This is a genomic window from Lactococcus cremoris subsp. cremoris KW2 (assembly GCF_000468955.1).
Lineage (GTDB): Bacteria > Bacillota > Bacilli > Lactobacillales > Streptococcaceae > Lactococcus > Lactococcus cremoris.
On the sequence record NC_022369.1, the window covers coordinates 1,516,202 to 1,537,184 of the forward strand.

Here is a 20,983-nt window from a genome sequence, read left to right on the forward strand (position 1 = left end):
GAGATCTTGGATTAGTTTACCTCTTATTTATTCTTAAGATAAGTATCATATTGACTTTGCATTTCTTTTTCTACTTTGTCATAACCTGCTTTTTTCAATTCAGCTTTGAGTTTAGGTAAAGTTTGAACAGGGTCAACAGAACCTGTATTCAATTGGTCTAAATATTGGCTCATCACGTTTGACAAGTTAGAAATTTCAGATTTCACTTTTGATTGGTCAAAAGTAAAGCCGAGCAATGGTGAAACTTTGGCATCTTTAATTGATTGGTCACGTTTCGTAATCATATCATTTGTCACTGCATCTGTAGTGTAAAGAATAGCATTGTTTCCTGTATTCCAAGCCGCCATGTGTTTTACTCCTTCACTGTATGAAGGGAGTAATTTAATTTTCTTATCGCCTGTTTTTTCCCATTGTTGTCCTTCAACACCATAAACTAAGCCATTTAAAAGTTCAGCATCACTATTGATTAGACCCAATACTTTAACGGCATCTTCTTTATGTTTAGAGGTATTAGAAACAACGAAGTTAGCCACACGCGCTTGGTCAGTTGTAATCAAAGGTTCAGTAACTGCTTTAGAAACAAGCGTTTGTCCAGCTGCTTGCGTTAAAATAGTATCGCCATAATCGTAAGGACCTTGTGTTTCAACACGAGCGAACCAGTTATTTGAGTTCAAGTCAAAAGCAGTATTTGAAGTTGCGGCATCGGCTGGAATCAGACCTTTAGTATAGTAATCATGCATTTTCTTCAAATTGTCAATGTACGATGGGATATCATAAACATTTTGGATTTTTTTACCATCTCCTGTTGTATCTACAGCAAATGGCAATCCATTTCCAAGAACATAGTCAACATTACCTGGTGTTTTGAATCCTTGACCAATAGCAAAGGCTGCAACATTAGGTTCTTTTTTATGGAATTCCTCAATTACTTTTTCGGCTGAAGCAAATGAGTTAACTCCGTCAATAGAGAGGTTATATTTATCCAAATATTGCTTATTAAATGTAATGACTTGTTGAGCATAAATATTACCATTTACAGGGTAACCATAGAGCTTACCATTAATTTTATTCCCTTTAATATAAGCTGGATTTAACTCATTATAAGCCGTTTTAGCATATTTAGGAGCCAAATCAGTCAAATCAGCAAATGCTCCCTTAGCTGCATTCGTAGCGTAATCTTGAGCAAAGGCAATATCATAAGCTTCACCAGAGGAAACGATAACGTTCATTTTTTGCGCGTAATCCCCCCAGCCAATATAGCTAATGTCCAATTTTACTCCAGCTTTTTTCTCGAGAATTTTGTTAGCGTTAGCCATTAATTCCGTGTAATTGTCTGGTTTATCACCAATTTGGTACATATGCAAAGTGGTGTTACCAGAACCGCTTTTTGACTTTGCAGATGAACCACAAGCCACAAGTGTAAAGGCTGCAAGCACTGATACGGTACCAAGTGCAACTTTTTGATAATTTTTCATTAGATTATGCTCCTTTAGGGTTTCCCCAATTTTTTTAACTTTATTAATGTTTGCGCTTTCTTTAAGCGTCTAAATTTACTCTGCTAACTAAGCAGAGCTTTAATTATTCCTTAACACCACCAATGGTCAAACCTTTGACGAAATAACGTTGGAAGAATGGATAACTAATTGCAATTGGTAAAGTTGAAATAATAACAATTGCCATACGGGCTGATTCTCCAGGAAGAGCCGCTAATCCTCCGGCTATCTGTGAACCTGCTCCTGCATTTTGCGTTAAAAATTGTAGATTGTTTTGAACTTTCATCAATAGATATTGCAATGGAATTAATTTATCATTTGAAATATAAAGTAAAGCATTAAACCAGTCATTCCAGTAGCCTAAGGCTGCGAAAAGCGAAATAGTCGCAATTCCAGGTACTGCTAAAGGAAGAACAATTTGCATGAAAATTCTAAGTTCACTTGCTCCGTCAATTCGCGCAGATTCAATGATTGAATCTGGAACCGAACGTTTGAAGAAAGTCCGCATAACGATGATATTAAATGGCGAAACGGCCATTGGTAAAATTAATGCCCAAATTGTATCTTTTAATTGTAAAAGGTTAGTCATTACCAAATAGTTAGCAATCATCCCTGGAGAAAATAACATGGTGATCAAACAAAAGATGGTAAAGAAACGACGGTAAGGAAAGTTGTTTCTGGAAATTGCATAAGCATAAAGTGAAGTTGCTGTTGAGTTTATCGCAGTTCCTAAAACTGTTACAAGTACCGTTACAAAGAGTGATTGCAACATCTTGTCTTTCATTTGGTCAAATAAGAACCGATAAGCATAAAAGCTCCATTCTCTTGGCCAAAAACTATAACCAAATTGTTGTAGTGAAGATTCTTTTGTCAGAGAAATCGCTAAGACAAAGAGGAAAGGCAAGACACATGAGATGGCAAAGATTGCAATCACAATATTGAAGATAAAGTTCACCGGACGATTAAATCCCCGAACAGATAATGAGGCTATTTTTTTCTTTTTCATATTTATTAGCTTTCAAGTTTAGTAAAAGGCTCGACCTACTAGCTTCCCCCTTTCTTAGAATAAGGCTGAATCATTATCAAGTCTGCGAGCAAAGAAGTTTGTAATCATTAAGAGAATAAATCCTACAACAGATTGATAAAGGGCCGCCGCCGTTGCCATTCCTAAGTCACCAGTATTCGCTAATCCATTATAGATATAGGTATCAAGAACTTGTGTGACTGGTGTTAAAGCACCGGATTGACGCGGAACATTATAGAAAAGACCGAAGTCGGCACGGAAGATATTTCCGACCGCCAAGATTGTCAAAATTGTCATAAGTGGAACAACTTGGGGAATAGTAATATTCTTGATTTGTTGCCACTTAGTGGCCCCATCAACCATCGCTGCTTCATAATATGTTGGATTGATTCCCATTACTGTTGCAAAGTAGATAATTGAGTTATAGCCAATTCCTTTCCAAACACCAATGAAGAGGATAATGAAGACCCAGTATTTTGGTTCTTGATACCAATTGACTGGCATCCCTCCATTATGCATAATCATTTGGTTGAAAATTCCTTTATTTCCTGGTGCCAAGAAGGCATAAACAAAGTAGGAAATAACAACCCATGAAAGGAAATAAGGAAGAAGTGACATGGTTTGGTAAATTTTTACTAATTTCTTGTTTCTTAACTCACTCATGATAATGGCAAAAGCAATGGAGATAATCAAGTTAAGACTGATGAACCCAACATTGTAAAGCACCGTATTTCTTGTGATATCAAAAGCTGCACCGGAAGAAAAGAGGAATTCAAAGTTTTTAAATCCGACCCAAGGACTATTGGTTAAACTGGCCAAAAATCCATCTGGGTCAATGTGAAAATCTTTGAAGGCCACAATATTTGCAAAAACTGGAATGTAGAAAAAGAATATCATCCAAATTGCACCTGGAATAGCCATGAGTATCAGTGCCTTATAGCGCCAAATATTCCGAAAAAATTTATTCATTGATTTTTCTCCTTAATCAATAAAGTCCGAATTTCGTGAGCTGCAATTTCTTTTTGCATGTCTGCTTCTTTCATTTCATCTTCAAGCAGATTTAGGATTCTTGTTTCTTCTTCAAGATGTAAATTTAATGGTTGACCAGACATATTGTAGCCTCGTAAAACTAGACCATTATCTGATTCGCGACGTTTCAATGCCGTGATAGCAAATTTATCATTATTAATTTCTAATATTTTACCTGCTGACGGCAATTTTTTTACTGACGAGTCTGTTAACTCCACGGTTGAAAATGGAACCTGAGCAACATAAGCATGTTGGTAAGTTTCATAACGTTCGCAAGGCTGACCGTGAAATTCTAAACTGTAGTTAAAAGTATGTTGTCCCAAAGTTTGAGCTTCTGGTGTTGGGAAATAACCCCAATCTCCTAGCTCACCAACTCCTCTAAGTAAAGTTAAGGCAATATTTGTGCTGTCAGTAACTTCATATTCATTTAAACCAAAATTACCAATTGTCAGCCCGTATTCTTCATTATGAAGATTAACAAAGGCTTGCTGATGTTGCGGATTGGTTGGATTTTCCCACGTTTCAGGCATTTGGTTTGGTCGTGTAACCACCTCATAAATACTGTCAGCTTCATGAGTCTCAGCCGTCAATCCTGCTGGGAATAAGACCCGAAGACGATGGTCTTTCATTTGATTATCAATGCTTGTTTCAAAATCAACTTTTTTAGAATCTTTGCGGACTGTAATTTTTGTGTTTACTTCTAAAGGCAAAAGTTTGTCAGAACGTCCAGCATGACGATAACGGAATTCCAAGACCTTTTTTTGTTCCTCATCAAGCAAATCGTCAGCAGATTCAGGAATCATCAGTATTTGTTTAATCTGAACTTCGGCAATTTCTGCTCTGTCAGTAATAATTGAGAATTCAGCTTGGCTGTCAGTAGAAAGAATGGCTTGTGTATTTTTAGGTTGGAAATAAATATATTCATTTCCGATATCACCCGTATCCTCAAAAACTAATAAATCTTTAAAGACTTTATTAAGTGACTTATCAAAAATACTCAAGCTTCCATTATGATTAACTGTCAGTTTTAAACGATCATTTTCAATGGTTTGACCTGAAATCATGCTCTCATGATTACTGACAGAACTTTCAGCAAGTACTAAATCAAAGCTTTCCCAAGATAAAGGACTCATTTCATGTAAGAACAATTTCACCTTAACAAATCGTTTCATATAAGGAACGCGGAAACGGTCTTTGGGTAAATCATAATCAAATAGCACTTCTTCTTCACTGATTTCAGCCGGAATTTCTTGACCTTCACGATTAATTACTTTATAGGTTGCTTTTGGTTTGCCCTTTAGTTCATCGTAAAGTTTCTCAGGAATTCCATCTTTAAAGAATTTACGCTCTAAGACCACTTCAATTTCGGCCTCGCCTGTTTTAGAATGACCTGCTGTATTAAAGACTACAAAAGGATGTTCCCCTTCAAAATCAATAACTTTAGCCAGTTCAAATAAAGCATCATTGGCAAGGTATTTACCCACTTCATTTGCTTTTTCAAAACGTGTCATCATCTCACGATGCACTTCATCAACAGAGCAGCCACAGATACTGTCATGTGGATGATTTTGCATCAAGGTTTTCCACGCATAAGTCAATTTATCATGCGGATAATCACCAGTTACTCGATATGCTAAGCTTGCAAGAGGTTCTGTGATGTTTTCTAGTTGACGCTCAACCTTTGTATTCCATTGTTTGAGATATACTCGACTTGAAGCCGTATTTGCTAAAGTATACCAACCATCCGTTTCTTGCGAAGTCAACTCACCAGTTACTGTCGATAAGTTTTCAGGCAAATCTGACCTTACAGCTTCCAGATAATTTGGCCAATTAGAATGAACAAACTCATAATCTGGGAAAAGTTCATTTGCTAAGCGAATGGCTTGACTCAAATCTTTTTGAACTGGCTGATGGTCTACACCATTCATCATTAAAAGGTGTGAGGTTGACGCAAATTTTTCAACATCTGCTAGTTTTTGATTCCAAAAGTCAAGAGCTGCTGCTTTTTCAGCAGGAATTTCATTCCCATTTGAGTACCAATTGGCAAACAAAATTCCAAGAATTTTTGTCCCATCAGGACCTTCCCACCACATTTCTGAAAATTGTGAGCTATAAGCTTCTTCTGATTGTTCCAAAACTTGGTTATCAAAACCAATTGGTTTCACCCCGCGGCCAAAGGCTGCAGCATTAAGGCCTGCTCCTTTCATCATCTGAGGCGTTTGACCCATATTTCCAAAAGTATCAGGGAAATAACCTAGTTCAACGGGAGCCCCCCAGCGCTCAGATTCTTTACGTCCAACAAGCATATTACGGACATTTGATTCAGAGCTAATAAGGAAGTCATCTTGCAAAATGTAAAATGGCCCAATTCTCAATTTTCCTGCTGAAATAGCAGCTTGTACTGCTTCACGACGTTCGGGACGGACTTGCAAATAGTCATCTAAAATAATCGTTTGACCATCCAAGTGAAAACTGTCAAAATCAGGGTCTTTTTCAAACAAGTCAAGCAAATCATCTACCAAGTTAACCAAACGCATATGATGTTCTTCATAAGCCATATACCATTCTCGGTCCCAGTGGCTATGGGAGATGATATGTACTGTTTTCTTTTTCATAAAGTTCTATCTTTCCAAGTTCTATCTTACTAACTTATTTTTTAATTCGGATATCGAAATAATCCATCACTAATTCGCAAAACATCATATTCGCCCAGCTAAACCATTCTCTCGTGTAGTTTTTGGGATTATTAACATCAAAACCTTCATGCATCAAATGTGTTCCAGCGTCTGTTTCAACCAAATGATTCAAGATTCTTTCTTTTTCTGCCTTATCATTTGTGGTCATCCCTTCCATTGCTAAGGCAATTGGCCAAACGTAATTTTCTGGAGTATGACTAGAGCCAATTCCCCTAGCATATTTTCCTTCGTAGTAATAAGGATTTTCTTTGCTCAATAAAGTTTGTCTTGTTTTGAGATAAGCTTCATCTTCAACGTCGCAAAATCCTAAATAAGGAGCTGCAATCAAATTAGGAACATTACTATCATCCATTAAGGTCGAATTTCCTAAACCATCAACATCATAAGCCCAAATTTCTTCGCCTTCTTTATTTTTAACTTTGGCAAATTTTTCTAATCCCTCTTGAATTTCATTTCTAAGAGTTTCTGCTTCTTTTGCAATTTCTTCATTAGAAAGAAGATCAGTAAATATTTCTTTGATATAATCCAAAACAACAAGAGCAAACATATTGGATGGGACCAAATAACCATACTCACAAGCATCATCACTCGGTCTAAAACCAGACCAAGTCATTCCAGTATAAGCCGTCTTAGCTCCTCGTCCATTTCTTATCAAAGTGTCTTCCTTGCGGTCGGTATCTCGAACGAAATTATAGGGAGAAGTTTCATGATTTTGTTCCGTTTTAAAAACAGTCAATGTATTTTCGACTGCTTTGATAAATGCTTCATCAAAATGAGCCGTGTAACCTGTGTTTTTATAAAGTAAGTAAGCCAGTTGAATTGGATAACAAAGGGAATCAATCTCATATTTTCTTTCCCAAATCCAACCTTTATGTTCATTAAAGTTGGTATGATCTCCTTGATGTCCTGCAAAATTTTCACTTTCATTAAAAGCATTAGCATAAGGATCCAAATTAATATATATCATTTGTTTTTTTATTAAACCAACAATCAAATCTCGAATTTCTTCATCTTCACGCGCAAGAACCAAATAAGGTCGCATTTGAGCCGTTGAATCACGTAACCACATTGCTGGAATATCACCCGTTAAAAGAAAGGTTGTCCCGTCATCATGCACTCTCAAAGTAGTTTCGAGTGTATTTGAGAAAGAATGATTAAAGTTTAGAGCCCACTCTTTATGTTCTTCTCCACAAAGCTCTCTTATCTCATCCATAAACTTTTCAACGGATTTTGGAATATTTGCTTTCACTGCATCTCCTTTAAAATTCATTTGATATATCATTTAAGGTTATTTTAATATATTTTTTTCTATTTTGCAAGCGCTTTTTTATTAAAATAAGGTTAATTATGTTATTTATTTTTATTTTTTCTGAATATTACTCGCCAACTTCTTGTTTTTTTAGTGATTTTCATAGTAAAAGACTTGTTTTTTCCGTAAAAAAGAGTAAAATATGGTATATCAAATAAAATACAAAGGGATATTTCTATGAGCTTACCACTCTATCAGCAGATTTCCGATGATTTGAAGCAAAAAATTATCACAAAAACATTCAAATCTGGAGACCAGCTCCCCACTGAAAAAGAACTCTCAGAGACTTATTCAGTCAGTCGCATTACTGCTAAAAGAGCTTTGACTGATTTAGAACAATTAGGACTTGTCAGTAGAACCCGAGGAAAGGGAACTTTTGTTCAAGAGCTTAACAAAAATCACACAAAACTCCTTAAACGTGTCCTCTTTATCATTCCTTTTGAAGGAATGTCATTTGGAGATTTCACACATGGTTTAGTTCCTGCTTTAAAAGTTGAAGATACAACTGTTTTTATTACTTATGCTAGCTACCTCAAGGAAAATACCGCAGATGATATTAAAGAAAACTTTGATGGTTTGATTTATTATCCAATGTATACAGAAGATTATTTAGATATCTTATTAGAACTTTCCTTGCAAAATTTTCCTGTCGTTCTATTAGATAAACAAATCTATGACCTCGGTTTTCCATGTGTTTCCTCAGATAACTTCAATGGAGGTGAACAAGCGGCTCAAGCCCTGTTAGAACTTGGTCATAAGCGAATCGCTTTTGTGGCCAGCAATGATAGTCACCACCCGCAAACAACAAGAAATCGCTATTTGGGATATGTCAAAGTCCTTAAAGAACAGGGAATTAGATTTCACACAACTCTTGATGATTCTCTTTATACCGAAAGCTCTGTCTTAGAACTTATTCAAAATGAAGAGGTTACTGGACTTATTTGTGAAAATGATTTAGTTGCCCTTCAAACAATGAAGACTTTACAAAATAATCATTTTGATATTCCAAATGATATATCAATTATTGGCTTCGATGATATTCAAGCAGCAAGTCTCTCAAATCCACCTTTAACAACCATTGCCCAAGATTTCATTGGCATGGGAAGAATCGCTGGCGAATTACTTTTAGACTGGATTAAAAATGGAGAGACACCTAAAGATGTTAAAGTTCCGATCAATTTAATTAAAAGAAATACAACTGAGGAGTTGAAATGAAAATAAACAAAATTGATACCCGTCACGGCACTGCCAACCAATCCACTTTTTCACACGGAAATTGTCTTCCATATACTGGATTTCCTTGGGGAATGAATTATTTTGCCCCTTCAACTGGTGCCGCACGTGGTGCCTGGTGGTTCCACCCAGAAGACAGAACATTTGAAGGCTACCGGATTACTCACCAGCCTAGTCCTTGGATGGGGGATTTCTCCCATCTCACGATGACCCCTGTGGCCGGACCTTTACTTGAAACCTCACTTTGGCATACGGTAAGTTCCTATCGCCCTGAAGAAGCAACTTTTAATCCAACTCAACTTAAAGTTACCCAATTACGTTATCAAATCACTTCTGAATTGCTTCCTTCAATGTATGGTGGTCTCTTATCAATCAATTACCAAAATTTAAGAGTAAAAGATAATGGGTTGATGCTTCATTTACCAGGGTCATATGAGCTTCAACAGCTTGATGATTATAGCCTAGAGCTTTCTGTCATTAATTTTGCTGGCTGCGAGGATGAAAATTTCACTTTTTATCTCAAATTTACTGCTGACCAAGCCTTTGTTTTGAATGGTGATTTGTCTGGTAAGGACGGGGAAGTTCGCCTAGATTTTAAAGGAGCTGACCAAGTTAAATTACACTTTGCTACTTCTTTTATTTCTAAGGAACAAGCGGCTCTCAATCTCAAACGTGAGCAAAATAATTCAGCAGAAATTTATTTAGAAAATGCTGAATCTGCTTGGAATGAACTTTTTTCACGTATTGAAATCGAACATGGCAACAAACAAGAAGTTTCTACTTTCTATCACAACCTTTATCGAACTTTTCTTTTCCCACAAACTTTTTATGAATTTGATTTAGATCATCAAAAAATTCATTATGATACAACTGCAAAATCTATTAAATCGGGCCCGCTCTATACAAATAATGGTTTCTGGGATACTTTCCGAACCGTTTATCCTTTGTATAGTCTAATTGCGGTTGACCATTATGGCGACATGCTTGAAGGTTTTCTAAACTCTTATCGTGAAACTGGCTTCCTTCCAAAATGGCTTTCTCCTGATGAACGTGGTCTCATGCCCGGTACCTTGATTGATGCCGTTATTGCTGATGCGGCAAGCAAAAATATCCGTCCTGACTTGATGCCTGAATTTCTGGAAGCAATGAAAAAAGGGGCAACCTCTCAATCTGAAAACTCTAATTACGGTCGCCGTGGCACCAAAGACTATCTTAAACTTGGTTATGTTCCACTGACTCATCATGAATCCGTCAACCATACTTTAGATTACGCTTTTTCTGACTATTGTATTTCCCAAGTCGCTAATGTTACTGGTGACAAAGAAATTTCGGATTTTTATGCTCAACAAGCTAAGAATTATCAAAATATTTTTGACCCTGAAACAGGCTTTATGCGTGCAAAAGATGCTGACGGAAATTTCAGACCTGACTTTTTAGATATTCGTTGGGGGCGTGATTATGCAGAAGGTTCTGCTTGGCAAACTTCATGGTCAGTTCTTCATGATTTTGCTGGATTGATTAAATTATACGGTTCTGCCGAAAAATTTGAAGAAAAACTAATTGAACTTTGTAATCAACGTCCGAATTTCAATGTTGAGGGCTATGGTTTTGAAATTCACGAAATGAGTGAGATGGCTGCCATCGAATTTGGTCAAGTCGCTATCTCAAATCAACCAAGTTTCCATTACCCTTATCTCTTTAGTTACATTGGAAAACCTTGGATGGCTACTCCTTTAATCAAAAATTTACTGACAGAAACTTTTAACGACAGCCCTAAAGGTTATCCTGGAGATGAAGACAATGGCACGATGGCTGCTTGGTATGTCTTTTCAAGTTTAGGATTCTATCCTGTCACTGCTGGTTCTGGACAGTATGTGCTTGGAATGCCACTCTGGGACAAGGCCACACTTAATCTTTCATCTGGCCAGCAACTTACTATTCTTGCAGGACCTAATGCTCCCCAACAACTTTTCGTCAACAAACTTACTTTTAATGACAATAAAGTCAAGGATACTTTTATCAAGCATGAAACACTGATGAAAGGTGGAAATCTTAAATTTGATTTAGGAATTGTACCAAATCCACAAAATTATACAAATGAACAATTGCCCTATTCACTGACAGAAAATTAATGACTGACAAGTCTGAAATAATCATTCTATCAGTAAAAAAAACAGACTGATTAATTAAAATCAGTCTGTTTTTATTTTATATCATTCTTATTTTTTCAAGTCAGACCAAACCCACTCCGTAAATTCGGGAATATCAACTCCTTCATTTCTTGTCACTTCAAAATGTTTAACCAATGTCCGCTCCATTCGGTCAATGAAAGCTTTTGCTAACCCTTGGTTAACTTTACGATTGACATAAAGCACTTGCATGGCATCAATCGCTTGGTGGAAACGGTCAAGTTCAGAATAAACCCGCATATCATAAGTAGTTGTAATGTCGCCATCTTCACGATAGCCATGAACAATCAAACCTTCATGACCTCTTTGATAGAAAATAGATTCGATTAAATCTTCATAGCCGTGGAATCCAAAAATTACCGGAGTACCTGAAGGCCCGAAGTATTTTTCGAATTCTTCATCTGAGAGTTCACGTTCTTGATTGAGTGCTCCTTTTTTCTTTTGCAACCGACCTAATTCAACCACATTCACATAACGGAATTTTGCTTGTGGGAAGACCTCATTGACAAGATGTAAAGCCGCCAGTGTTTCAATGGTTGGCTCAGCTCCTACAGAAGCAAAGACTAAATCAACCGCTTCTCCTTCTTTTACAGTTGAAGCCCAGTCAATGGTTGCAATTCCATCAGTCGCCAATTTTTCAGCTTCTTCTTTAGTAAACCATTGTTGACGAGGTTGTTTAGAGGCTACAATATGATTAATTTTACTTCTATCTTGAAAAGCACGGTCAAATACGGCAAGCAAAGTATTCCCATCAGCCGGCAAGTATTGTCTGATAAAATCAGATTTCTTTTCAGCCAAATGAGTCAACATTCCTGGGTCTTGGTGAGTATAACCGTTATGGTCTTGTTGGAAAACAGTTGAAGTCGAAATAACATTAAGTGATGGATAATCATGGCGCCATTTTTGATCTGCTGCTTGACGAATCCATTTGAAATGTTGAGTTAACATTGAATCTACGACGCGCAAGAATGATTCATAACTTGCAAACACACCTGTACGTCCAGTCAAAGTATAGCCTTCGAGCCAACCTTCTGCTTGGTGTTCTGAGAGTTGAGAATCGATAATTCGACCTTCTGGCGAGATAAATTCATCATTTGGATTTTTAATGACTTGCATCCATTGACGATTTGTCACTTTAAACATTTCCCAGAAACGGTTGGACATGGTTTCGTCAGGACCAAACAAACGGAAACGTGTCGGATTAAGTTTGACGATTTCGGCAAAATATTTTGACAAAACATTCATATCCATATTGTCATTGGTTTCAGGGAGTAATTTTCCACGATTATTTTTGGAAATTGGATTTGCAAACTCTTGCCAATCGGGTAAGACCAAGTTTGAACCATCTACACCACCATTAGTTACAGGGTTTGCAGCCATACGCATGTCACCTTTTGGTGCAAAATCGCGCAATTCTTCTTTCAAACTTCCATCAGTATTAAATAAGGTTTCTGGTTGATAAGAAGTCATCCATTCTTCAAACTCGGGCAATGTTTCCATATTTTTTGATGACAATGGCAGCGGCACTTGGTGGGCACGGAAACTATGCTCAATCGGCATACCTTTACCGTCAAATTTTGGTCCTGACCAGTCATTATAACGTGGACCACCCCAACCTTTTGGTAAACGAGCGATAATAATGGGCCAAGCTGGGATTTCACCATTTTGATAACGACCATGCTCACGCGCATCTTCTTGAATTTGATGAATGTCTTCAATGGCTTTATCAAAAACTTCGGCTGCTAACTTATGATAAGCCATGTAATCATGAATATCATCATTTTCAATATAACGAGGAGAGTAACCAAGTCCTTCAAAGAATTTGCGAATATCCACATCTGAAGTTCGAGCAAACAAAGTAGGATTTGAAATTTTAAAACCATTTAAATCAAGAATCGGTAAAATTGCCCCGTCATTCTTAGGATTAATGAATTTGATTGAGTGCCAACTGGTCATTAGTGGGCCAGTTTCTGCTTCTCCGTCCCCAACAACAGCAAAAGCGATTTGTTCAGGTTGGTCAAGAATCGCACCCGTTGCATGAGAAAGAACATAGCCCAGTTCCCCACCTTCATGGAGTGAACCAGGTGTTTGTGCGGTCATGTGTGAGCCAATTCCTCCGGGAAATGAGAAACGTTTGAACAAACGTGACATACCGTCCAAATCTTGCGTAATCTCTGGATAGGCTTCTGTATAAGAACCATCAAGATAAGATGGAACCACCATGGCTTGTCCACCATGACCGGGACCACCCATATAAAACATCTTTTGATTATACTTGTTAATCAGACGATTAGCATGAGCGTAGAGGAAAGTTTGTCCTGAAACTGTTCCCCAGTGCCCAATAGGATTCGCTTTAAGATTTTCTGCTTTAATTGGCGTTCCTGTCACAGAGAATAAAGGATTTTCTTTCAAGAAAATCATTCCTGCTCCAAGATAAGTGGCTGCACGCCACCATTTGTCAAGCTTTTGTAAATAAGCTTCTGAATTATATTCTGTCATTTTTTCCTCCTGATTTTCCTTCATTATAGGTCAATTGTGCTTGATATTCTAATTATTTGTTCATATATCCACTGGGAAACATTGCTACTCTTTTTCTAAATGATGGACCCGATGCAATAATTCTGCTTCGATTTGTTCCAGCGTTTTACCTTTTGTTTCGATGACTTTTTTACTGGTAAACCAAATCGAAAGAAAACAGCAAGCGGCATAAATCAGGAAGATTTTTCCTGTCCCAAAGAATGAAAGTAATGGTAAGAAAGTCAATGACACCAACCAATTAGCCGCCCAATTGACCGCAGCACCAAATGAATTCCCTAAACCACGGATTTTAAGAGGGAAAGATTCACCAATCATGACCCACATGACTGGACCCCATGTTGCTGAGAAGAAAGCAATATAAACCGTTAAAGCAATAACCGCCAAATATTTACCAAAACCAATATGAGCATTTTCTGCTAAAATCATGCCGACAGACATCAAAACAAGTGAAATTCCCATTCCCCAAGCCCCAAAATTGAGCATCCAACGGCGATTGACTTTATCCATGACTCGCATAGCAATATAGGTCACAATTACATTGAAAATCCCAATCCCGATATGGGCTAAGAGTGCTGCGCTCGCTCCGAAACCGACTGAAACGAAGATTGATGGGGCAAAATATAATACTGTATTACAACCCATGACTTGTTGGAAAACTGCAAGTCCGATTGCCATAATCAAAACCGGACGTGACATTTTACCAAAAAGCTCTTGCAAGCCTCCTTGTTTTTCTTCTTTGGCCATCAGTTGAATATCAGAAATTTCGGCTTCAATTGAAGTTGGATCATCATTAATCATTCCCAAGACTTCACGAGCGCCTTTTTCATCATCATGACGCAGAAGAAATCTTGGAGATTCTGGTAAAAATAGGCCGCCAATAAATAATAAAGCCGCTGGAACAGTCGCTAAACCAAGCATCCAATGCCAATTTCCTGAAACACCTTTTAAAGCATAATTTGAGATATAAGCGAGCAAAATCCCAGTCATAATCATCAATTGGAACATGGTTGATACGCCACCACGAATTTTTGCTGGCGAAAGTTCTGACAGATAAGTTGGAACTAAGGCCGAAGCTGACCCAACGGCCATCCCCAAAATAATACGTGAAATGATAAGAAATTCGGCACTGTTTGAAAGTCCAGAACCTAAAGCTCCGATGAAAAAGATAATTGCTGACAAGAGCAAGAGTCGTTTCCGACCGAAACGGTCACTCATTGGGCCAATGACCACGGCACCGATTACCGCACCAATCAAAACGGCTGCTGTAATCCAACCTTCCATCCAAGCCCAAGAGCTGACCTGCCAGCTCTCTTTTTCAATGAAAAGCAAAGCACCTGAGATGACCCCAGTGTCATAGCCAAATAATAATCCACCTAAAGCACCAAAAAAGTAGATGAAAGTGGGAGAAAGTTTTCTCATGATAGTAACTCCTTAATTTTTATTTGCAAGTTATCCTTGCTTGTTATTACCTATAAATGATAGCGCTTCCCGACTTCTTTTTCTTGTAATGCTTGATATTTTAAAAAGGAAATGTTGCTTATTTTACACAATAAAAAAATACTCTCAATAAAGGGCATTTTTTCTTACTAGCGCACCAAAGAAAATAATATAGAGTTTATAAACCATACCAACTAATCTGTTCATATCTCCAACCGATCTTCACAAGTGAATCTCGTTCTGCGCTACTTGATGTATAAAAATGACTGATTTGTTTACCTTTGGCATTAGGATTAAAAAGCCGATAAATTGGCGTGTGTTTTGCTGTGTCCGAATAAAAAGCGATTTGTTCAAAACGCCAACCTGCTTTGACAAGTGAATCACGCTCAAAGGAAGACGTCGTATAAAAATGTTCCCCTGAATTAGGGTTATAAAGTCGGTAAACTGCATTACCTGTCGCTGGTTGTTGCGAATTGACACCCTCATAATTCCAGCCTGTTTTTGATAAAGTCGTCGTTTCATACAAACTTTTTGTATAGAGATGTTCGCCATTGTTTGGGTTATAAACACGATATAATGCTGTTGATTTTAGTGCTGGTACATTATTTTGAATCCAATTAATGTTGCTTGCGGTGAGTTGAACACCGTAGTTGGGATATTGCGAAGCAAGAGATGAGGGGACATAGTGAGTAGGGTTAGTATTATTAGGATAGTTCGCGTCAGCAACATTAATCCCTACAATATTATTACTTGTATTGAATATAGGACCACCACTTTGACCGGGATATTCACTGATGTTAGAATAGCTTAACAAAGGATTGCTTATTTGGGATACATTTCCCGACATTCCCCACATTTGATAAAGATGGTCTCCTGGAAAACCTACTAAAGAAATCGCTTGATTTTTTGAAAGAGTTGAAGTCATTCCCATCCACCCCGTACTCAATCCTATATTGTTAGAAAGATAGATCAGACCCAAGTCGTCTGCTCCCAAAGGATAACCACTGGATATAGTATTATCTTTAGATACCCAGTCTGAGTTTGGTAGCAAGCTTATTGAGGAAGTAAAAGATGAAGCGATGGAACCGTTAGCATTTGCTTGATATATTTGTACCTTAGAGAGATATCCTCCTTGCGTTTTGTCGTAAATAACGTGCCCAGCCGTTAAAACAACGTTTGGTGCAATGATAACCCCTGTACCGCCCGCAACCCAACCCGCTTTTGTTTTTGGAAACACTCCTTGGATATTCACAACTGTGTTATATGGAAACTGCTTTGCATTTGAAATCAATCTGCGCTGATCCGGCGAATAGACATTATTAGCACTTGTTCCACCACTAGGTAAAAAACCTTGTGTATCTGCAAAAGCAGAACTACATACTAGAACTGAAATTGCAAAAAGTATTATAGAAATATATTTTAAATTTTTCATATCTTTATCTTCCTTATTAATTAAAGTGGAGTTACTTTGCCTTCCCACTGATGTGGATAATTGAATTGAAAAGCCAAACCTTCATATTTCCAACCATTGGTTACCAAATAATTTGATTCATTAAAGTCATTTGTGAAAAAATGCTGACCACTATTGGGATTATATAGTCTATAAACTGGGGTTGTGCTTGCCATAGGACAATTTGATGAATCATAAAATACAATTCCTTCATTTGACCATCCTTTAGTTCTTAAGGAAGAAACTTCATAAGTATTTTTTGTATAGAGGTGCTGTCCACTTTGAGAATTATAGAGGCGGTATACTGGAATTTTTGTATAATTTACCCCAGGATAATTGTAGTATGAGTCAGCCAACACCCCCTCGTAGCCCCAGCCTAACTGAGTCAGGTTAACCTTTTCTGCCAAATTCATTGTATAGACATGTTCACCCGAATTAGGATTGTAAAGACGGAAAATCGGACCATTGAAGTTTGCCGTAACAGCTTTTGCTGGTGTCGCCTCTTTAAACGAGAAAGCTAATCCAAGTAAAAGCGCCCCAAATAAGAGTCCATTTTTGAAAAGTTTTTGATGCGTTCTATGTGTGTTCATAACAAACACCTCCTTATTGTTTATATTATTTCTATATTAATCTGGACTAAGTGGACCAGATTGTGGAGGTTCTGGTGACGTAAATGAAAAAGCCTCTCCTTCATCTTTCCAACCAATTTTTTTCAAGTAGTCTCTTTCATCCCAGTTAGCGGTATAAAAATGCTGACCACTATTTGGATTATAAAGTCTTTCAACTGTTGTTGCTTGATTCCATGGCAATATAGTAGCATCATAGAAAACAATCCCCTCATTAACCCAACCATAATTTTTGAGCTGATTTACTTCATTGGTATTTATGGTGTAAAGATGTTCCCCACTATTTTTACTGTACAAACGATAAACAGGGACTTTGCCATAAGTTTGACCAGGCATTGTGTAATAGGAAGTACCTAAAACTCCTTCATAGCCCCAACCCAAATGGACAAGATTATTTTTCTCTGCCACTCCCATTGTATAGACATGTTCGCCTGAATTAGGATTGTAAAGGCGATAAACTGGTCCATTGAAGTTTGCTGTGACGGCTTTTGCTGGTGTCGCCTCTTTGACAGATAAACCTATGCCGAGCAAGAGTGCTCCAAGTAAAAGACCATTTTTGAAAAGTTTTTGATGTGTTCTTTGTGTGTTCATAAAAACACCTCCTTATTTTTTATTCTTACTTATTATTCACAAAATGATAACGCTTTCTAATTTGCTTTTCTTGTAAATTATTGCTATTTTAAAAAGGAAATGTTGCTTATTTTAAAAAGAAAAATACTCCTGATTAGGAGTATTTTCACTGACAGATTTATTTTTTCAAAAGACGTGCTGGGTTACCAGCAATCGTGCAATGACTGGGAAATGATTTGGTCACAACGCTGCCAGCGCCAACGACAACATCATCTCCCAAAGTAACGCCGGCCAAAATAATCACTGACCCACCTAACCAACAATCGTCACCGATTGTGATTGGAGCATCATATTGCCAACCTGCCCGCCTGAGCAACTTGTCTGTGCTGTGATGATTGGCTGTAAATAATTGACAGTTCGGCCCAATAAAGCAATGCTTGCCAATCGTGATTTTTCCAGCACTGATGACCTGTAAGCCAGAATTAACAAAGCTGTCAGTACCAATTGAAAAATATTCTGGATATTCTAAACTCGTGATTGGAAAATAAATTTCTGTACTTGCTGACAGATTTGGTAAAAATTCTGTCAGTAATTTTCTGGCCTCATCAAAATTTTCTTTTGCTTTGTCATTAATTTCAGAGATTTTTTGACTACTTCTTTTAACAATTTCTTGTAATTGTTTTTCTTTGCCAAATTGGTACCAATCGCCATTTTTCACTTTGTCAAAAATAGACAATTGGCCAAGTATTGAAATTTCTTCGTCAGTTAATTCTTTGTTCATTTTCCCTCCAAAAATTTGTTGTCGTTTTTACCATCTGTCAGCAGAATAATTTTCATCAGGCGCACCCATGACGCGCTCGCCTCTTTGTAATAAGTCAATCAGCTGCTCATCTCTTGGCGTCAGCGCCCAATCAAATAGATTAATATTTTGCTTTTGCCGATTAGTATTCGTCGATTTGGGAATCGTTGCCACTCCTTTTTGATAGAGCCAGCGCAGAATGATTTGCCCTGTTGATTTATCATATTTTTCTGCCAAACTTTTGACGACTGAATCAGTCAATTCTTGACCACCATGACCGAGCGGGCTCCAAGCTTGGTGCTGAATTCCCAATTTTTCAAGATAATCATGTGTGACGTGATTTGAAAAATAGGGGTGTGTTTCCAATTGGTCGACTGCTGGCATGATTTTTGCTTTCGTCAGTAAACGGTCCAGATGATTGGCCTCAAAATTTGATAGACCAATGGCTCGTACCAAGCCCTCATCATATAAGTGTTCCAAGGCTTTCCAAGTTTCAAAAAACGGCTTTTCCTTTGGCCAATGGATTAAGTACAAATCCAAATAATCCGTTTGTAATTCTGTCAGTGTTTTTTGAAATGCTGACAGCGTTTCTCCGTAGCCTTGTTCAGATTGGGCCACTTTTCCAGTCAGAAAATATTCTTTTCGAGCATGGTCAGAATTTTTCAGCCATTTTCCAAGAGCTATTTGGTTGCCATAACTGGCGGCCGTATCAAAAAGTCGGTAGCCTGCAGACCATGCATTTTCATAGACTTCCTCAAAATTTGCCACATCACTTTCAAGCACTGAGCCAAATCCAACCGCAGGAATTTCCAGTCCATTGTTCAATGTAAAATAATTCATCATTCCTCCTAAAAATCCTGTCATGGCAGTCATAACAGGATTTATATTATTTAGTCAAATCTTGATTCGCTGGCTTTCCAAGTGTAAGAACCGTCTGGCAAAAGTTTGTCACCCAATTCTTTGTAATCAAAATCATAAAATTCAGCTTGTCTGTCATATCCAGAATAATCTACGGCAGCAAGTCCCACAAACGCGCCAGTGAAGAATCCGCCATAAGTTTGTAGCACATAATCATCTGAAAGGACTGCGGCATCTAAAACAACAGGAATTTCTGTAAAACTCTTACCGTCAAAACTGTATTCATAAGAATATGATTCCTTACGCACTTTCGTGCGGAACCAGACATATTCAGTCCCGTCAGGGATTTTAATGGCCTTATCTTTCAAATAAGACGTGTAATTGCCGCGATTGTTTTCGCCCACTTCAATGACTGCGCCATTGATTTCATTCCAAGTGATAAAGGCAAAGCTCCAATGACGGTCATTATAATAGTTGGTCAAACCAGCCATTTGTTGATAAGAAAATGGGTCAAATTTGACTTTGACTTGAGCATCAAAGTAGAAGGCTTGCCAGCGTCGAGCAATCAATGATAAATCAAAATTATTTGCCAATGAACCTTGACCAATCAATGTTAATTTGCCATTTCCAACTGAACCCATTTTTTCAGTAAATGGCACACGTAAGGTATTCCAGTTGATATCCAAAGTCGAACTTGCAAAATCATCTTTTTGACTGTGATCAGCAGGTGCATGAGTTTTAATCGCGTCTTTTGGTCCTTCAACAAAAGTTGTTCCACCATGACCACCAAGGATACGAGGCCAGCCAGCTTCGTCCCATTCCACTTTTTGGATAGAGGTTTCACGTCCTAAAGAACTCCAACCACGAGGGTCTGTGCTTGATTCATTTTCATGATTCCAAGGGCGGGCACACAATGAAGCATAATACCATTCACCATGAGGTGTTGATACTAGACCACCATGGCCTTGTTTTTGAATGTAATTATCAGGCGTGTCGAAGTTTGTAATAAATGGGTCACCGGGTTCAGTTTCAAAGGACAAAGTATCCAACGTTTTCGAGCGAGCCACAACTTCTTGGTGGGTAAAGACTGTCCCGCCTTGTGCGGCAAAAAGATAATAATAATCATTAATTTGATAAAGATGTGGTCCTTCAACCAATTTGACATTCGTGCCATTGTAAATCGTGTGAGCCGTTTTCGGTTGTAACTTCATTGTTGTCACATCAAACTCAGTCAATGTGATCCCGTCAAATGGGTGTTTGTATTCACGGTGATCCCATGTTTGTTGAACCAAATATTTACGACCATCTTTATCATGGAAAAGCGAGGCATCAAATCCGACACCGTTGAGTTTAAGTGGGTCTGACCAAGGTCCATTGATATCAGTTGCTGTAGTCAGATAATTGGTCATATCCTTGAAAGCACCATTGACCACCTTAACATCTGTATAAACGAGCCAAAATTTACCGTCAGCATAAGATAAATCTGGCGCCCAGATTCCACCTGAAGCTGAGTTTCCTCTCATATCCAACAAAGTGGTTGTTGACAACGGACTTGGAAGTAGGTTCCAATGTTCTAAATCTTTTGATTCATGTAAGCGAACACCGGGGAACCATTCAAAAGTTGAATTTGCAATGTAATAAGTATCATCTACGCGAATAATACTTGGGTCGGCATTAAAGCCGGGTAAGACAGGATTTTGAATTTTTGACATTTTATTTTTTCTCCTTATTT

15 protein-coding genes are annotated in these 20,983 nt (G+C 37.8%); 2 read left to right on the top strand and 13 right to left on the bottom strand.

Going from position 1 to position 20,983, the window contains the following annotated elements; translation table 11 throughout:
- Positions 1-23: 23 nt before the first annotated feature.
- The 5 genes from KW2_RS07180 to KW2_RS07200 form a co-directional block, all read right to left on the bottom strand.
- Positions 24-1,475, bottom strand: coding sequence for an ABC transporter substrate-binding protein (locus KW2_RS07180; protein WP_021037467.1), 1,452 nt, complete (start codon positions 1,473-1,475; stop codon positions 24-26).
- Positions 1,476-1,578: 103 nt separating this feature from the next.
- Positions 1,579-2,499 (bottom strand): carbohydrate ABC transporter permease, encoded by a 921-nt coding sequence (locus tag KW2_RS07185; RefSeq protein WP_021037468.1) that lies wholly within the window; start codon positions 2,497-2,499, stop codon positions 1,579-1,581.
- A gap of 54 nt (positions 2,500-2,553) precedes the next feature.
- Positions 2,554-3,486 carry an ABC transporter permease gene (locus KW2_RS07190; protein WP_021037469.1) on the bottom strand — a complete coding sequence of 311 codons (933 nt, stop codon included), beginning with the start codon at positions 3,484-3,486 and terminating at the stop codon, positions 2,554-2,556.
- Complete coding sequence (locus KW2_RS07195) at positions 3,483-6,161, bottom strand: alpha-mannosidase (RefSeq protein WP_021037470.1); 2,679 nt, start codon at positions 6,159-6,161, stop codon at positions 3,483-3,485. Before KW2_RS07195 ends, KW2_RS07190 begins: the two co-directional genes overlap by 4 nt.
- A gap of 34 nt (positions 6,162-6,195) precedes the next feature.
- Positions 6,196-7,512 carry a glycoside hydrolase family 125 protein gene (locus KW2_RS07200; protein WP_041168647.1) on the bottom strand — a complete coding sequence of 439 codons (1,317 nt, stop codon included), beginning with the start codon at positions 7,510-7,512 and terminating at the stop codon, positions 6,196-6,198.
- Between the two features lie 216 nt (positions 7,513-7,728).
- On the opposite strand from KW2_RS07200, the gene KW2_RS07205 reads away from it, so the two are divergent.
- Entirely contained in the window at positions 7,729-8,766 is a 1,038-nt protein-coding gene (locus KW2_RS07205) for a GntR family transcriptional regulator (protein ID WP_021037472.1), read from the top strand.
- On the top strand, positions 8,763-10,916 hold the full coding sequence (locus KW2_RS07210; RefSeq protein ID WP_021037473.1) for a GH92 family glycosyl hydrolase: 2,154 nt from the start codon (positions 8,763-8,765) through the stop codon (positions 10,914-10,916). The genes KW2_RS07205 and KW2_RS07210 overlap by 4 nt, the downstream gene beginning before the upstream one ends.
- Before the next feature lie 87 nt (positions 10,917-11,003).
- Here KW2_RS07210 and KW2_RS07215 read toward each other — a convergent pair whose 3' ends face one another.
- The 8 genes from KW2_RS07215 to KW2_RS07250 form a co-directional block, all read right to left on the bottom strand.
- The gene (locus KW2_RS07215) at positions 11,004-13,472 is read right to left on the bottom strand and encodes a phosphoketolase family protein (protein ID WP_021037474.1); all 2,469 of its coding nucleotides are present in this window, start codon (positions 13,470-13,472) and stop codon (positions 11,004-11,006) included.
- Between the two features lie 84 nt (positions 13,473-13,556).
- Positions 13,557-14,930: a sugar porter family MFS transporter gene (locus tag KW2_RS07220; RefSeq protein WP_021037475.1), complete on the bottom strand. Its 1,374-nt coding sequence runs from the start codon at positions 14,928-14,930 to the stop codon at positions 13,557-13,559.
- A 196-nt stretch (positions 14,931-15,126) separates the two neighbouring features.
- Positions 15,127-16,380, bottom strand: coding sequence for a trypsin-like peptidase domain-containing protein (locus KW2_RS07225; protein WP_021037476.1), 1,254 nt, complete (start codon positions 16,378-16,380; stop codon positions 15,127-15,129).
- Between the two features lie 20 nt (positions 16,381-16,400).
- Positions 16,401-16,988 carry a hypothetical protein gene (locus KW2_RS07230; protein ID WP_021037477.1) on the bottom strand — a complete coding sequence of 196 codons (588 nt, stop codon included), beginning with the start codon at positions 16,986-16,988 and terminating at the stop codon, positions 16,401-16,403.
- 36 nt (positions 16,989-17,024) lie between these two features.
- On the bottom strand, positions 17,025-17,615 hold the full coding sequence (locus KW2_RS07235) for a hypothetical protein (RefSeq protein WP_021037478.1): 591 nt from the start codon (positions 17,613-17,615) through the stop codon (positions 17,025-17,027).
- 157 nt (positions 17,616-17,772) lie between these two features.
- A complete protein-coding gene (locus KW2_RS07240; RefSeq protein WP_021037479.1) occupies positions 17,773-18,375 on the bottom strand; it encodes a sugar O-acetyltransferase in 603 nt (200 codons plus the stop codon).
- 27 nt (positions 18,376-18,402) lie between these two features.
- On the bottom strand, positions 18,403-19,233 hold the full coding sequence (locus tag KW2_RS07245) for an aldo/keto reductase (RefSeq protein WP_021037480.1): 831 nt from the start codon (positions 19,231-19,233) through the stop codon (positions 18,403-18,405).
- 50 nt (positions 19,234-19,283) lie between these two features.
- On the bottom strand, positions 19,284-20,963 hold the full coding sequence (locus KW2_RS07250; protein WP_021037481.1) for a glycoside hydrolase family 43 protein: 1,680 nt from the start codon (positions 20,961-20,963) through the stop codon (positions 19,284-19,286).
- Between the last annotated feature and the right edge of the window lie 20 nt (positions 20,964-20,983).

Excerpts from the sequence above, each read along its gene's own strand:
- KW2_RS07230 (WP_021037477.1), bottom strand. The coding sequence starts at position 16,988 with ATGAACACACATAGAACGCATCAAAAACTTTTCAAAAATGGACTCTTA.
- KW2_RS07185 (WP_021037468.1), bottom strand. The coding sequence starts at position 2,499 with ATGAAAAAGAAAAAAATAGCCTCATTATCTGTTCGGGGATTTAATCGT.
- KW2_RS07235 (WP_021037478.1), bottom strand. The coding sequence starts at position 17,615 with ATGAACACACAAAGAACACATCAAAAACTTTTCAAAAATGGTCTTTTA.
- KW2_RS07205 (WP_021037472.1), top strand. The coding sequence starts at position 7,729 with ATGAGCTTACCACTCTATCAGCAGATTTCCGATGATTTGAAGCAAAAA.
- KW2_RS07180 (WP_021037467.1), bottom strand. The coding sequence starts at position 1,475 with ATGAAAAATTATCAAAAAGTTGCACTTGGTACCGTATCAGTGCTTGCA.
- KW2_RS07200 (WP_041168647.1), bottom strand. The coding sequence starts at position 7,512 with ATGAATTTTAAAGGAGATGCAGTGAAAGCAAATATTCCAAAATCCGTT.
- KW2_RS07215 (WP_021037474.1), bottom strand. The coding sequence starts at position 13,472 with ATGACAGAATATAATTCAGAAGCTTATTTACAAAAGCTTGACAAATGG.
- KW2_RS07225 (WP_021037476.1), bottom strand. The coding sequence starts at position 16,380 with ATGAAAAATTTAAAATATATTTCTATAATACTTTTTGCAATTTCAGTT.
- KW2_RS07240 (WP_021037479.1), bottom strand. The coding sequence starts at position 18,375 with ATGAACAAAGAATTAACTGACGAAGAAATTTCAATACTTGGCCAATTG.
- KW2_RS07220 (WP_021037475.1), bottom strand. The coding sequence starts at position 14,930 with ATGAGAAAACTTTCTCCCACTTTCATCTACTTTTTTGGTGCTTTAGGT.
- KW2_RS07195 (WP_021037470.1), bottom strand. The coding sequence starts at position 6,161 with ATGAAAAAGAAAACAGTACATATCATCTCCCATAGCCACTGGGACCGA.
- KW2_RS07250 (WP_021037481.1), bottom strand. The coding sequence starts at position 20,963 with ATGTCAAAAATTCAAAATCCTGTCTTACCCGGCTTTAATGCCGACCCA.
- KW2_RS07210 (WP_021037473.1), top strand. The coding sequence starts at position 8,763 with ATGAAAATAAACAAAATTGATACCCGTCACGGCACTGCCAACCAATCC.
- KW2_RS07190 (WP_021037469.1), bottom strand. The coding sequence starts at position 3,486 with ATGAATAAATTTTTTCGGAATATTTGGCGCTATAAGGCACTGATACTC.
- KW2_RS07245 (WP_021037480.1), bottom strand. The coding sequence starts at position 19,233 with ATGAATTATTTTACATTGAACAATGGACTGGAAATTCCTGCGGTTGGA.